The organism is Cryobacterium sp. Y11 (assembly GCF_002929535.1).
GTDB lineage: Bacteria > Actinomycetota > Actinomycetes > Actinomycetales > Microbacteriaceae > Cryobacterium.
In genome coordinates this window covers 69,565-83,865 of the sequence record NZ_PJJO01000049.1, presented here as the reverse complement: position 1 = coordinate 83,865, position 14,301 = coordinate 69,565, and the positions used below count along the sequence as shown (strand labels likewise).

At 63.7% G+C, this 14,301-nt stretch carries 9 protein-coding genes and 1 tRNA gene; 3 read left to right on the top strand and 7 right to left on the bottom strand.

Annotation, left to right across the window (positions count from 1 at the left end; genetic code table 11):
- Nucleotides 1-204: 204 nt before the first annotated feature.
- Entirely contained in the window at nt 205-630 is a 426-nt protein-coding gene (locus tag CXY75_RS04490; RefSeq protein ID WP_233201725.1) for a hypothetical protein, read from the top strand.
- A gap of 103 nt (nt 631-733) precedes the next feature.
- Here the strand turns inward: CXY75_RS04490 and CXY75_RS04485 are convergent.
- Nucleotides 734-823: transfer RNA gene (locus CXY75_RS04485), tRNA-Ser, on the bottom strand.
- 86 nt (nt 824-909) lie between these two features.
- Between CXY75_RS04485 and CXY75_RS04480 the strand changes: the two genes are divergently transcribed.
- Both CXY75_RS04480 and radA read left to right on the top strand, forming a co-directional pair.
- The gene (locus CXY75_RS04480; protein ID WP_104081649.1) at nt 910-1,698 is read left to right on the top strand and encodes an SGNH/GDSL hydrolase family protein; all 789 of its coding nucleotides are present in this window, start codon (nt 910-912) and stop codon (nt 1,696-1,698) included.
- 77 nt (nt 1,699-1,775) lie between these two features.
- The gene (radA, locus tag CXY75_RS04475) at nt 1,776-3,137 is read left to right on the top strand and encodes a DNA repair protein RadA (protein WP_104081648.1); all 1,362 of its coding nucleotides are present in this window, start codon (nt 1,776-1,778) and stop codon (nt 3,135-3,137) included.
- Nucleotides 3,138-3,197: 60 nt separating this feature from the next.
- Here radA and CXY75_RS04470 read toward each other — a convergent pair whose 3' ends face one another.
- From CXY75_RS04470 to cls, 6 genes are all read right to left on the bottom strand, one after another.
- Nucleotides 3,198-3,605, bottom strand: a complete 408-nt coding sequence (locus CXY75_RS04470) for a dehydrogenase (protein ID WP_104081647.1) — start codon at nt 3,603-3,605, stop codon at nt 3,198-3,200.
- Nucleotides 3,606-3,699: 94 nt separating this feature from the next.
- Entirely contained in the window at nt 3,700-4,344 is a 645-nt protein-coding gene (locus tag CXY75_RS04465) for a hypothetical protein (protein ID WP_104081646.1), read from the bottom strand.
- 131 nt (nt 4,345-4,475) lie between these two features.
- Nucleotides 4,476-9,212 carry an ExeM/NucH family extracellular endonuclease gene (locus CXY75_RS04460; RefSeq protein WP_104081645.1) on the bottom strand — a complete coding sequence of 1,579 codons (4,737 nt, stop codon included), beginning with the start codon at nt 9,210-9,212 and terminating at the stop codon, nt 4,476-4,478.
- A 218-nt stretch (nt 9,213-9,430) separates the two neighbouring features.
- On the bottom strand, nt 9,431-9,973 hold the full coding sequence (locus tag CXY75_RS04455; RefSeq protein WP_104081644.1) for an amino-acid N-acetyltransferase: 543 nt from the start codon (nt 9,971-9,973) through the stop codon (nt 9,431-9,433).
- 198 nt (nt 9,974-10,171) lie between these two features.
- Nucleotides 10,172-12,697 carry an ATP-dependent Clp protease ATP-binding subunit gene (locus CXY75_RS04450; RefSeq protein ID WP_104081643.1) on the bottom strand — a complete coding sequence of 842 codons (2,526 nt, stop codon included), beginning with the start codon at nt 12,695-12,697 and terminating at the stop codon, nt 10,172-10,174.
- A 137-nt stretch (nt 12,698-12,834) separates the two neighbouring features.
- Complete coding sequence (gene cls, locus CXY75_RS04445; protein ID WP_104081642.1) at nt 12,835-14,298, bottom strand: cardiolipin synthase; 1,464 nt, start codon at nt 14,296-14,298, stop codon at nt 12,835-12,837.
- Nucleotides 14,299-14,301: the final 3 nt, after the last annotated feature.

Sequence of the window (14,301 nt, the reverse complement as noted above, 5' to 3'; positions counted from 1 at the left end):
CGCAACGCGCATTCATCAAAAATGACGATACCAGAATCGCGGTTCTCACCGGAGATCACCGGCATCAGGTCTACACCCGACGCGTCTCGCAACTCACATGTCATATCCCACGATTTTCGTCACACTGAAGTTACGAGAAACCTCACGCATGAATTGGACTGCACGGGAGACAATCACGCCAGTGGGGGCCGATAGCATTACGCAATGCACACAACTCAGCGCCGACAGTATCGGTGGGCAGCCGGGTTGCTCCTGGTTCAGGGCGTACTCATGGAGGGTTTGGTCTTCATTGGCGTCCTTGTTCTCCTCGCGCTGAAGATCCCCCAGGCATCCATCGTCGAAAATGCCGATGTTTTTGCGCTGCCCTATTTGCAGGACAACCTGTACCTCATGATGGCCATGAGCGGGATTTTCGCGACTCTGCGCGTGCTCGGCGCGGTCGGTCTGCTGCGTAACCGATTGTGGGGGCTCGGGCTTTCCATTGTTAGCTGCAGTGTGACGCTCGCGCTGATGGTCTTTCTGCTTCCGGCCGGTCTCCTTGACGGGATACTTTCTGGCACTGCTCTCGTTCTGTTGCTTTTTGCGCGGCTCGGTCAGACCCCGGACGGACAGCCCAAGCTGATCTACTGATACGACCTGGTCAACGATGGAGCCACATGTTGTCAACCGGCCACCCAGACAAAACGAAACCCCCTACATCCCTGTAAAAAAGCGGGATGTAGGGGGTTTTTCGTGGCGGTACCGGTGGGATTTGAACCCACGGTGGAGTCTCCCCCACACGACTTTTCGAGAGTCGCACCTTCGGCCGCTCGGACACGGTACCGCCGTCGATCCTAGTAGAGACTGCGGCCCGACGCGAATCGGCAAATATGCAGCAGACACACGGATGCCGCGGAGTAGCCTCGGCGGGTGACCTTACCGACCCGACGCATCCGCTCTGCAATTGTTAACGGAGCCGCCATTGTCGCGGGCGCCGCCGCGCTCTTCACGACGTGGGTACGCCGCGACCTGCAACAGCAGAAGGCCATTCTCAATGAGACCCTGCCGGTGCACTCGGCTTGGTGGCGCGCCCACGCGAAGCAGTCGGGCGAGCTGCTCTACGTCGCGATCGGTGACAGCGCAGCCCAGGGCATCGGGGCCTCCAGCCCGAACAAAAGCTACGTCGGTGTGCTCGCCGATCACGTGCGGCTGGCGACCGGTCAGACCGTGCGGGTCGTGAACCTCAGCGTCTCCGGCGCGACGGTGGCTTTGGCCGTGCGCGACCAGCTACCGCGCTTCGAGAAGATCACGCCCGACCTCGTCACTGTCGCGATCGGAGCCAACGACATCGCCCAGTGGCATCCAGAAGCGTTCGAAGCCGGCATTCGCACCGTGTTCGCCGCGCTGCCCCCGCACGCCCTCGTCGCTGACCTGCCCTGTTTTCACCTGCCGCACAATGAACGCAAGGTTGCCGCGGCCAACCGGATCATTCGCCGGGTCGCCGGCGAGCACGACCTCACCGTGGTTCCGCTGCACGCGACGACCAAACGGGCCGGTATTCGCAGCATCCTGACCCACGTCGCCAAGGATTTGTTCCACCCCAACGACCGCGGCTACCGCGCCTGGGCCGAGGCATTCCTGCCGGCAATCAGCGCGGATGTCGCGCACCGCATCGTGTCGATACCCGCTACCGCACACGCCCATTCTGGCAACATCTAGCACTGTCCCGCGCCGCAGATATGAGCGCAGCGCCCCACGCACGGGCGAGCGTCGGTGGCCCCGGCTACGCTTGAAATATGGCAAAATCCGTCTCTTCTTTCCGCTGCTCCGAGTGCGGCTGGACCACCCTCAAATGGGCGGGCCGCTGCGGCGAATGCCAGCAGTGGGGCACCGTCGTCGATGCTGGCCAGACGGCCGGCATCACTCGCAAGCTCAAGGCCATCACGCTCGTCGGCGATGGCATCGCTCGTCCCATCACCCACGTTGAAACGGATGCCGCCGCTCACTGGCCGACCGGAATCAACGAGTTCGACCGGGTGCTCGGCGGCGGCATCGTGCCTGGCTCGGTGGTTCTGCTTAGCGGCGAGCCCGGCGTCGGCAAGTCCACGCTGCTGCTTGAGGTCGCGTCCAAGGCGGCCGCGGCGAAGAGCCGTGTGCTCTACGTCAGCGCCGAAGAATCGGTGAGCCAGGTGCGGTTGCGCGCCGAGCGCACCAACGCGCTCGAACCCGAGCTGTATATCGCCGCCGAAACCGACCTTGGCATCATCCTCGGGCAAATCGACGCGGTCAAGCCCGACCTCATCATCATCGACTCGGTGCAGACCGTCTCGAGCGCTCTCTCCGATGGGTCGCCGGGCATGCCCAGCCAGGTGCGGGAGGTGGCATCCACTCTCATTCGGGTCGCCAAAGATCGCAACCTGCCGGTGCTCCTCGTCGGCCACGTCACCAAAGACGGCTCAATTGCGGGGCCGCGGGTGCTCGAGCATCTGGTCGACGTGGTCTGCCAGTTCGAGGGCGACCGGCAGACCTCGCTGCGGTTCATTCGGGCGCTCAAGAACAGGTTTGGGCCCACCGACGAGGTCGGCTGCTTCGAGATGACCGGCGACGGCATAGCCGAGGTGCCCGACCCGAGCGGGCTGTTCCTGAGCCGAGCCACCGAACCAGTTGACGGCACCTGTGTCACCGTCGCCCTGGAGGGCCGACGGGCCATGCCGGTCGAGGTGCAGGCGCTTGTTACCGACACCCAGGCGCCGAACCCCCGCCGGGTCACGAGCGGCGTGGACTCGGCCCGCGTCGCCATGCTGCTGGCGGTACTTCAGGAGCGCGCGGGAATGAACCTCTCTACCAAAGATGTCTACGTGTCGACGGTTGGCGGCATCCGTCTCACCGAGCCGGCCGCTGATTTGGCGATCGCGCTGGCCATCGCGTCGGCCTTCACGGGGCTGGCCGTTGCCCACACTGTGGTTGCGTTTGGCGAGATCAGTCTGGCCGGCGAGGTGCGCGGGGCGCTCATGTCAACACAGCGAATGAACGAGGCGGTGCGCCTCGGCTTCACGACCCAGATCGACGCCGCCTGCGGGTCGATCCACGCGGCGGTTGCCCTCGCGCTCGGCACGACCCGCAGCCCACGCGACGCCGAACTCGATCGGGCGTTCTAGACTCGGCCCCGCTCCGCTCCGCGCTCGGCGCAAGGTTAGCGCTCCCCGGAAAGAGAGGCTCTAGTCGGCGTTGCTCTGGCCGAGCTCGGGGCTCAGCGCCTTGAGCAGGTCGGCCGGAGCGGCCTGCATCACGTTCGGCCCGGCAATGTCGAAGAACACCATCTCCAGCGTCGCGGAGTGCACGGTCAGAAACTCCCGCAGCCATTGGCCGTCGCAGACCATGACCTGCGGGTTCGGGTCGTCGGGAACCACCCGCGCGTAGTTCTCCGCCGCGGAAAAGAGCAGCAGCATCCGCTTGTCGGAGCCTTCACGGCCGAAGACCCGCACCTGCGCTCCCTCACCGTTGACGACGAGTTGCGGCACGATCATGTAGTCATTGCGCAGCGCATAGGCCACGGCGACGACGTCTTGCGCCGCGAGTGCGGCGCCGAGCGCCTCGGAACGGGTGTTTGCAGTCGTATCGGTCACCCCTTCATTCAATCAGGCGCGGCTGTGCGCGCCCAGCTGGCAGCGCATGCCACGAGCGAACGCGCGCCGCAGCACCAGCATGAGCGGCCAATCCCTAGTTCAGAATCATCAATGCCGGGTCGGCCGCTTCGATGCCGTCGACGCTCACGTGCAGGTAGTACGACGCACCGCCGGCCGGAACCGCGGTACGAGTCTCGGTCTGGCAGGTATCAACGGCCGAAAGGGTGCGATCCCACGTGATCGGTGTTGCGAGCGGCATCTCAACGCCCGGCTTGAGCGTCACTTGGGCGTCGACTGGGCTGGTCTGGCAGTCGGTCGACGTCCAGTAGACGTCTTTCCCACTCATCACCGTGAACACCTGTTTGGCGTTTCCGGCATTGATCACACAGTCGGTGGTACCGATGTTGGTCAGGCTCAGCGACAGCTGCGGTAGTACGTCGTCCGCATAATTCGTGGCGTCGGTGATGGCCGCAATTTGCACAGCGGATGGGTCACAGGCCGAGCCGTCGACGGCAGTGGCTGCCTCGGGAATCGCGGTACCAGCATCCGTTGGCGTGGCTGCCTCGGGAATCGCGGCGGGCGATTTCGGGGAGTTAGCGTCTCCCGTGCTCACCCCCGGTTGCACGATGATGAGAAAAAGGATCACGAGCACGGCAAGCAGGCCGAGCCCCACTACGAAACGCCGGCGCCGGTACACCTTGCTGGACTGGCGGCCGACCGGTTGCTTGATCGTCGACATGCCCCAAGGTTAATGATGTTCGGCGCTAGAAGCCGGTAATGGCGTGCGTGTCGGGGGCAATTGCCCTCGGAACGGGCAAGGGCCCGCCCGCGACCGAAACGGTGCGCGCGGGCCCTGGGAAAACCCGCAGCTTAGCGGTGCCCTGGTTTCGGCGGCTTCGGCGCCTTCTTGGCGTGGTCGACCCTGACGTCGGTCCAACCAATCACGTCACCGTCGGCGTTCTGCACGGAGACGCTGTACTTGCCGTGCTTGAGGCCGTCGGCGAGCCTGACGCTCACGGTGCCCTCGGCGCTGACGAGCGACCAGCCGCCGAGGTTAGCGGCCTTCTTCTTGTCGTAGACCCACACCGACACATACTCTCCGGCGTGTTTCACCCCAACGTCGACGACAACCACGTCACCGGCCCGATAGGTGTTCTGATCGGTGTCGATCGCATTCTTGAGCTTCTTGGTCAGCTCCCGCTCCGACGCTGCAGTAGGCGCTTCCCCCGGTTCGGCGCTCACCGCAACCGCGATGGCGAGGCGCACAATCGTGCCCGATTCAACCGCGGTCATCTCGAGAATGCTGTTCGGCGCGGCGTCGGTCGGCACCGTGACGGTGACCGTGGCCGTGCCCGTTGAATCAACGGATGCCGTTCCCACGTCGGTGCCCGACCAGCGCAGCGCGAGCTGCGTGTTCTTCGGAGCACCGAGGGAGGTGAGGTTGAGGCTGCCGACCGTGACGGTAACGGTGTCGCCCGGGTTCACAGCTGCCGTGGGGGCACCGGTGATTGAGGCCTGGTTGGCCTTGAACGACGGGGACAGCGGGCTGTTGGCCTGAATGTAGGAGATCCAGGCGTCCCGGTCGACGAGACCAGAGTCGCGGGTATCCGTTCCGTTCCTGAACTCGCGGAAGTTGTCGCCGCCGGTGAGCAGGAAGTTGAACGAACCGATGCGGTAGGACTGCGCCGGATCGATCTGGGCGCCGTCGATCCAGATGCCCGTGATGCGGCTTCCGGCATCGTGCGACGCGTCGAAGGTGTAATTCACATTCTCGCTCAAACCGAGCTGCAAAAACGGACGGCTCGGAATCGTGCCATCGGCGTTGGTCTGCCACTGCTGCTCGAGCACAGTCTTGAACTGCGCGCCGGTCAAGCTCGTCGTCCACAGGTTGTTCAGGAACGGCAGCACCGCGTTCGCCTCGGCATAGGTGACCACACCGTCGGGAGCGAGCGAGAGGTCCGCGCGCATTCCACCGGGGTTGACGATGCCGATTTCGGCACCGCCGATGGTGGCGTCGGCCAGGGAAGCCCGCAGAGAGTTCGCAACGAGTGTGCCCATGCTCGAGGGAGCCATGCGGTTTTCGGCGCACGGTGCGACTCCGCCCAGGCACGCCCGGGTGATGTCGGCGGTGACCGAACCGACGGGCACGTTGCCCTGGATGGCGGCTTCAGCCAGCGCGGCGTTCGTGATGGCCTGCACCTCGGCGACGCGCGGGTACGCGGCCACCAGGTCGGCGTCGGCAACGGTCGAGCGGGCCACGTTGCGGTTCTTCACCGTGGTCGTGTCACCGGAGGCAATGTCGTAGCTGAGTACGACCTGGCCGATGTTCTCGCCGTAGCTGCCTGTCTGCAGCACCGGGCGAGTCGCTCCCGCAGCTGCTCCGGGAACCTGAGCGTCCCAGGCATACTGCTTGTGCGTGTGGCCGGTGAAGATCGCGTCGACTTCGGCCGAGGTGTCATTCACGATGCTGGCGAAGGCTCCGCCGGCGGCGAGTTCCTGCTCGAGCGTCGCGCCATCGGGGATTCCTGCTCCGGCACCCTCATGGTATTCAGCGATCAGCACATCCGCTTCGCCGTTCGAGACGTCGCCGTCGGTGAGCTGAACAGCAACGCGGTTGACGGCCGTGACCGGGTCACCAAACGACAGCGCAGCGATTCCATTGGGTGAGACCAGCGTCGGGGTCTCTTCCGTGACAGCGCCGATCACGCCGACCGTGACGCCGGCCACATCGATGAGTGCGTATTCCTGCATCGCGGGAGTCTCCGTGCCCACGTTGTAGACGTTGGCGCCGAGGTAGTCGAAGTTGGCAGCTGCAGCCACCCGACCAGTGAGGTCGCTGAAACCCTGATCGAACTCGTGGTTGCCCACGCCGGAGGCCGCGAGGTCGAGCGCGTTCAGAACGTCGATGGTGGGCCGGTCCTGCTGCGACGCCGAGGCGAACAGCGAGGCACCGATATTGTCGCCGTTCGAGAGGAACAGCGAGTTCGCGTCGCCGTACTCGGCTCGCAATTGCTCTACGGTTCCGGCGAACTTGACGGTGTTGGCGTCGATGCGTCCGTGAAAGTCGTTGATGTTGAGCAGGTTGAGTTCGACTGCGGTAGGCGTGGCGAGGTTCAGGCCGAGCACGACCGGGTCGTGGTCCGATGAGCGATAGGCGTCGGCGACGTAGAAGTCGGTCACGTTGTTGTTGTACCGGCTGTACTCCAGGGCGACCGATTCAACCGAGTTGATGTTCCAGACGTCGACGTCGTTGACCGTGGCATCCGCTTCTGGCGAAGCGAATACGTGGTCGAGCGAGCCGACCATACCGCCGAAGGCGTAGGTGTACTCGCCGCTTTTGGCCTCCTGGTTGATGAAGCCGGCGTCGGTGATCACCTTGATCGGGTCTTCCTGGTCATAGGCGTTGAAGTCACCCGTGAGGAACACCCGGTCGATGCCGGTGCTGGACTTGAGCCCGTTGGCGAAGTCCACGAGGGCCGTGGCCTGGTTCACCCGGGAGGCGTTCGAGGCACCCTGGCCGTCGTTCATGTCGGCGTCGACGCCGGTTCCGGAGCCCTTCGACTTGAAGTGGTTCACGATGGCGAGAAAGGTGCTGCCGGTGTCGCCCACCAGTTGGAAGGCCTGGGCAAGCGGCTGACGTGCGTTGCTGAACGCGGCGGAACCGGTGAGAATCGTTGACCCGCCCACGGTTTCGACCGTTGCGACCTTGTAGATGAAGGCGGTGCGGATGACATCTTCGGTAGCGGGAAGCTCGGTGGGTGAGGCAACGAAGGCCCAGACCGTGCTGCCGGCCGAGGCATTGAGCGCGTTCACCAGGTTGGAGAGGGCGTCGTCGCGAACCTTACCGAAGGCGGCCGAGTTCTCGATTTCCTCGAGTGACACGACGTGCGCGTCGAGGGCATTGATGGCCGAGACAATCTTGGCCTGCTGGCGTTCGAAGTTGACGCTGTTGGCGGCGCCGCGCGCATCGCACCCGCTGCGCACGGTGATCGGGTTTCCGGCCCGATCGTTGTAGTACGAGCAGCCGGAGATGGAATCACCGACGGTGGAGAAGTAGTTCAAGACGTTGAAGCTTGCCAAACGGATGTCGCCACCCACGTTTTCGGGAGCGTTCGTTCGGGTATTGGCGAACGTGGCCGGCTGCACCGTGGCAGCGTTTGCGGCGGTGAGCGCCGCGGTGGGCTGGAACTTCCACGCCGTGTTGCGGTAGTCGAAGATGACGGGTTTCGTAAACGTCACGGCCGCACCGATGCGCAGCGGATCTGCGACGGTGAGGTAGGGAACCGGGGTGGCCTGGTTGGTGCTCGAGAGGAAGTTCGTGCTCGCACCGTCGTCGAGGGTCACTGCGCGTGCGGCGTTGTCCGCGATGGCGGCCGTGTACTCGGCCGAGCCGGGACGTGCCGTCACCGTGGGGGTGACCAGCGGTGTCGTTCCGGCTGCGAGGCCGATCTCGGCGTACTGGTTGGTCGTGTAGTTGTTGGTGACGGTGAAGTCGCCCTGCGGGGCGAGCAGCATGCCCTCGAGGGATTCGCGCTGCTCTGCGCTGGTCGGCAGCGTCGTCGTGACCGGGGTCGGTGCCACCACGTCGGTGCCGGACAGCTGGGTGACGTCGCCTGCGGCGCCGAAGGTGACCTCCGTCAAGCCGAAGAACTCTACGACGGTGCCGACGACCTGCACGTAGTCGCCGATCTTTACGTCGGCGGTGGCCGTGTTGGAATAAGCGAAGACGCCGTGCGAGGCCGTGTGACTGGCGAAGTCTACGTCGCCGCCGGTTCCCGCTGTCTGCAGGTAAAAACCGTTGAAACCGCCGGTCGGGTAGGCGGCAGTGACGACACCCGTGGTCTTGACGACGGTCCCGGCCAGCGGGCTCGTGTCGGTCACGCCCTGGATCGCGTTGATCGCGGTCAGCTCGGTGGGCACCGGGGTCGGGTCGGGGTCGGGCTCTGGTTCTACCGGACTGCCGGTCTCGCCGGCCGCGTTCGTCGGCGTGGGCGCTGCAGAGCTGAAGTCGGCGGCGTTGACATCGGTGTCAGAGAAGTTCGTGCGGTTCACCGAGGTGGTAACGGATGCCGTGGCTGCGACCGTTCCCTCAAAGGTATTTGAACTGCCGTAGCCGATCAGGTCGAGAATCTCCGCCTGCCCGGTGAGTGAGCCCGTGGCGGGAGCGGTGAGCGCCGTGGACTGATTGGCGAAGAAGATCGTGCCGGAGGCGCCGGCGAAGGAGATCCTGGATGCGGCATCCGGTGTCGGCAGCGACGCGCCGCTGCTCGCGTTCGACCCACCCTGCACGAGGTAGTAACCGCCAGCGGCGATGGTGCCGGTCAAGGCGAGGACCGAGGTCGGGTTCGAGGTTCCGCTGGCAGAACGGTACTGAATGGAGGTGCCGTCAAGCGACACATCGGCGGCGGTCGGGTTGTACAGCTCGACGAACTTGTTCAAAAAGGTCGCGCCCGAGGTTCCGCCATGCAGGTAGGCCTCGTTGATAATCACCCCGGTGCCGGCGGTGTTGGCGCTGGCCGGCACGGCAATGATTGGAGCGGCCGCGAGGCTCACCCCAAGAAGTGCGGCAAATATCAGCCTCGAACGGCTGCGAACGGCGGATGACATGGATCTCCTCATTCATAGAACGATGGTGGTCTCATCGCACCCGGGGTTTTGCTCCCCGTGGAGTGTTCCGGCCGGTGCAATAGTTCGCAGCCTAGTGACGGCCCATGACCGGGGGGTAAACTCCGTGAACTTTGCTCCTATGAGCGGAAGAAATCGCCAGTGGGCAACGCTTTAAGCCGTGATCCATCCGATCACGCCGAATTCCGCCGGATCAGGGCCTAGTTCAGCCGCTTCACCATGCGCGTGTTTCCGAGTGTGTTCGGCTTCACCCTGGCAAGGTCGAGAAACTCCGCCACGCCTTCATCCGGCGAGCGCACCAGCTCGGCGTAGACGGCAGGGTCGACCGTTTCGGTACCCATATCGCTGAAACCGTTGCGGGTGAAGAAGCCCACCTCGAAGGTGAGGCAGAATAGGCGACTCAGGCCGAGGTCGCCGGCATCCGCTTCGAGGCGTTGCATCATCGTGTAGCCGACGCCGCGCCCAAGCCATTTCGCGTCAACGGCGAGAGTGCGCACTTCGCCGAGGTCCTCCCACATGACATGCAGGGCGCCGCAGCCAATCAGTGCGCCGGCGGAGTCGACGGCAACCCGAAATTCCTGCACGGCCTCGTAGAACACAACCCTGTCCTTGCCGAGCAGAATACGTTGCTGCACGAGCGGTTCGACGAGTGCTTCGATGCCCGGCACGTCGCTGGTGCGCGCACGCCGCACCGAATATTCCAGTTCGGGTTGTTCCGGTGCGTTCTGCTGTACTACGGTCACGCCAATCGGCCCCTCTCTCGCATAATTCAAGATCAAACCACCAGTCTAGGGATCGTGCCGCGCGATTCCAGAGCCCCCGACCCCCGCCAGTCCCGTTCTTCCTGAATTAGCCCCCACGAACGAGCCCGACCAGAACGGATGCCGCCTCCCGGACCCAGAAAAGGCCCGGCAGACGAATCTGCCGGGCCTGATCAGTGCCTAGTCGCTGGTGATGGCTAGGTCGGGGGTGGCTGGGCCGGTACCAACGGCGGCAGTCGTGTTCACTCCCACGCCGACCGGGTCAATCCTGGACGTCGTGGTGAACACGAGCTTGCCTTCGACGAAGTCCACGTGCACGTGGTCTCCGGCACTGAGCTCGCCCTGCAGGATTTTCTCCGACAGGCGGTCCTCCACCTCGCGCTGGATCGCACGACGCAGCGGGCGAGCACCGAGCGTCGGGTCGAATCCGACCTCGATCAGGTGTTCCTTCGCCGGAACTGTGACCTCGACGGTCATGTCGCGGTCGAGCAGGCGCACACCCAAACGCTTGATGAACAGATCGACGATCTGCAGCAGCTCGGGCTTGGTCAGCTGCGGGAACACGATGACTTCGTCGACGCGGTTGAGGAACTCGGGCTTGAAGTGCTTCTTCAGCTCGTCCTTCACCTTGCCAGCCATGCGCTCGTACCCGGTGGTCGAGTCGCCCTCCAGCTGGAAGCCGACCGGTCCGCCCGAGATGTCCTTGGTGCCGAGGTTGGTCGTCATGATGATGACGGTGTTCTTGAAGTCGACGACGCGACCCTGGCCATCCGTCAACCTGCCCTCTTCCAGAATCTGGAGCAGGGAGTTGAAGATGTCGGGGTGAGCCTTCTCGATCTCGTCGAACAATACAACGGAGAACGGCTTGCGGCGCACCTTTTCGGTGAGCTGGCCGCCCTCTTCGAAGCCGACGAATCCGGGAGGCGCGCCGAACAGGCGCGACACGGTGTGCTTCTCGCCGTATTCACTCATGTCGAGCGAGATCATCGCGGCTTCGTCGTCGAACAAGAACTCGGCGAGCGCCTTGGCGAGCTCGGTCTTTCCGACGCCGGTGGGGCCGGCGAAGACGAAGGAACCGGAGGGACGCTTCGGGTCCTTCAGGCCGGCACGGGTGCGACGGATGGTCTTGGCGAGCGCCGAGATGGCCTCTTCCTGACCGATGACGCGCTGGTGCAGTGCCTTCTCCATGAAGACCAGTCGCGAGGACTCTTCCTCGGTGAGCTTGAACACCGGGATGCCGGTGGCCTGGGCCAGAACTTCGGCGATCAGGCCCTCGTCGACGACGGCGGTGGTCTTAACGTCGCCGGACTTCCACTTCTTCTCGAGGCGCAGACGCTCGCCGAGGAGGTTCTTCTCCTCGTCGCGCAGGCCCGCTGCCTTCTCGAAGTCTTGCTCTTCAATGGCGAGTTCCTTGGCGGCGCGCACCACGGCGATCTTCTCGTCGAATTCGCGCAGCTCCGGCGGGCTCGAGAGAATCGAGAGGCGCAGTCGGGCACCGGCCTCGTCGATCAGGTCGATGGCCTTGTCGGGCAGAAAACGGTCGGAGACGTAGCGGTCGGCGAGGTTTGCCGCGGCGACAAGTGCGCCGTCGGTGATCGATACCTTGTGGTGCGCCTCGTAGCGGTCGCGCAGTCCCTTCAGAATGTTGATCGTGTGTGCCAGCGATGGCTCACCCACCTGAATCGACTGGAAGCGGCGCTCGAGGGCGGCATCCTTTTCGAAGTGCTTACGGTACTCGTCGAGGGTGGTCGCACCGATGGTCTGCAGCTCACCGCGGGCCAGCAGCGGCTTCAGAATCGATGCGGCGTCGATGGCGCCCTCGGCGGCACCGGCACCCACCAGGGTGTGGATCTCGTCGATGAAGACGATGATGTCGCCGCGGGTGCGAATCTCCTTGGTGACCTTTTTCAGGCGCTCTTCGAAGTCACCACGGTAGCGGCTTCCAGCGATGAGCGAACCGAGGTCGAGCGAGTAGAGCTGCTTGTCCTTGAGGGTCTCTGGCACATCGCCCTTGACGATCGCCTGGGCGAGGCCCTCGACGACGGCGGTCTTGCCGACGCCGGGTTCACCGATCAGCACGGGATTGTTTTTGGTGCGACGCGAGAGGATCTGCATGACCCGCTCGATTTCTTTCTCGCGCCCGATGACCGGGTCGAGCTTGTTGTCGCGAGCCATCTGAGTAAGGTTGCGGCCGAACTGGTCGAGCACCTGGCTGCCGGCCGTGTTGGCCGCCTGCTCGTTGGCGCCGACGGCGACCTGCTCCTTGCCCTGATATCCGGAGAGAAGCTGAATGACCTGCTGGCGCACGCGGTTGAGGTCGGCGCCGAGCTTCACGAGAACCTGGGCTGCAACACCCTCGCCCTCGCGAATGAGTCCGAGCAGAATGTGCTCGGTACCAATGTAGTTGTGGCCGAGCTGCAGCGCTTCGCGCAGGCTCAGCTCGAGGACCTTCTTCGCCCGCGGCGTGAAGGGGATGTGGCCGGTGGGCTGCTGCTGCCCCTGGCCGATAATGTCTTGTACTTGCTCGCGGACGGCGTCCAGCGAGATGCCAAGGCTCTCCAGAGCCTTCGCAGCGACGCCCTCACCCTCGTGAATCAGCCCGAGCAGAATGTGCTCGGTACCGATGTAGTTGTGGTTGAGCATCTTGGCCTCTTCCTGGGCCAAAACGACGACGCGACGAGCTCGGTCGGTAAATCTTTCAAACATGTGATCGCTCCCTTGGCGCCAGGGCAGTTGGTGCCGTTACTTTGAGAGTAGCCAGCCTGCGCCGCTTCCGGGCGTTTGTTCGCCGTAGGCGTGACGGATGCTACGCGCGGGCCGCGCGCGGCATCCGTCAACAGGCGCTACTGTACGGCGGAGGTGAGCCTTGCGAGGTTGTCGAGAATGGTCGAGCGCAGCGGCTGCTTGCGCCACTCCTCAAGCGTGAGCTCGCGGCTGTTGCGCCGGTTCTCGTCCTCCATGGCGCGCAGGTTGCGCACGAACGCCGGGCCGCGCACCATGAGCGATACCTCCATGTTGAGGCTGAACGAGCGCTGGTCCATGTTGCTCGAGCCGACGACGGCGACCTCATCGTCAATGGTGAAGTGCTTGGCGTGCAAAATGTATGGCGCCTTGTACATGTAGATGTGCACGCCCGCGGTCAGTAGTTCCTCGTAGTACGAGCGCTGCGCGTGGTAGACCACGGCCTGGTCGCCGATCTCCGACACGAATAGTTCAACGTGCAGGCCCCGCTGTACGGCAGTCGTAATGGCGTACATGATCGATTCGTCCGGCACAAAATAGGGACTCGTGATGATGATGCGGTCCTGTGCGTAGTACAGCAACGCGAGAAATAACCGCAGGTTGTTCTCACCCTTGAAACCGGGGCCACTCGGCACGACCTGGCAGTCGAGGGCATCCGTCACCGGCCGCGGATGCACCGGCTCGATGTCACGCGTGAGCAGTTCGTTGGTTTCGCTGTACCAGTCGGTGATGAATATCGCGTTCAGCCCGGACACGATCGGGCCTTCCAGCCGGGTCATGAAGTCTTTCCACTTCAAACCCCGACGGATGTTACGTCGCATGTTGTAGGTGCGGTCGATGATGTTCTGCGATCCCATGAAACCGACCAGACCATCGATGATGAGCAGCTTGCGGTGGTTGCGCAGGTCTGGTCGCTGCCATTTGCCCTTAAAAGGCTGTACCGGCAGCATGAGTTCCCAGTGGATACCAGCATCCGTCAGGCGTTTCTTGGTCTGGTGAAAGCCGGGTTTTCGCATGGTCTGGATGTGGTCCATCAGCACCCGCACGGTCACACCGCGCTTGTGCGCGTTTTCCAAGGCGTCGAAGAACTGCGCCGTGGTGTGGTCCAAGGAGAGAATGTAGAACTCAACGTGCACGTATTTCTGGGCCAGATCAATGTCGGCGATCATGGTGTCGAACGCGAGCTGATAGTTGTTGATCAGGCTCGCGGTGTTGTCGCCGACGAGTGGCATCGCCCCGAGGTTGCGGTTAAGTTCAACGACCGATTCGAGCCAACTCGGCCACGGATGATCGCGCCGCACCAGCTCCATGCCCTCGGTGCTATCGAGGATGAACTTGTTGATCTCCTCCTGCATCAATCGGCGTTTCTTCGGCAGGGTGCGGTAGCCGATCAGCAGAAACAGCAGCACGCCGAGGTACGGAATGAAAAAGATGGTCAGCAACCAGGCCATGCCCGACATGGGCCGGCGATTGCGGGGAACAACAATAATGGCCACGAGACGCACCGAAAAGTCGACGATGAAGGCCAGCACAACGGTGATGGCCACGCCGTCTATGCCAAACATTGG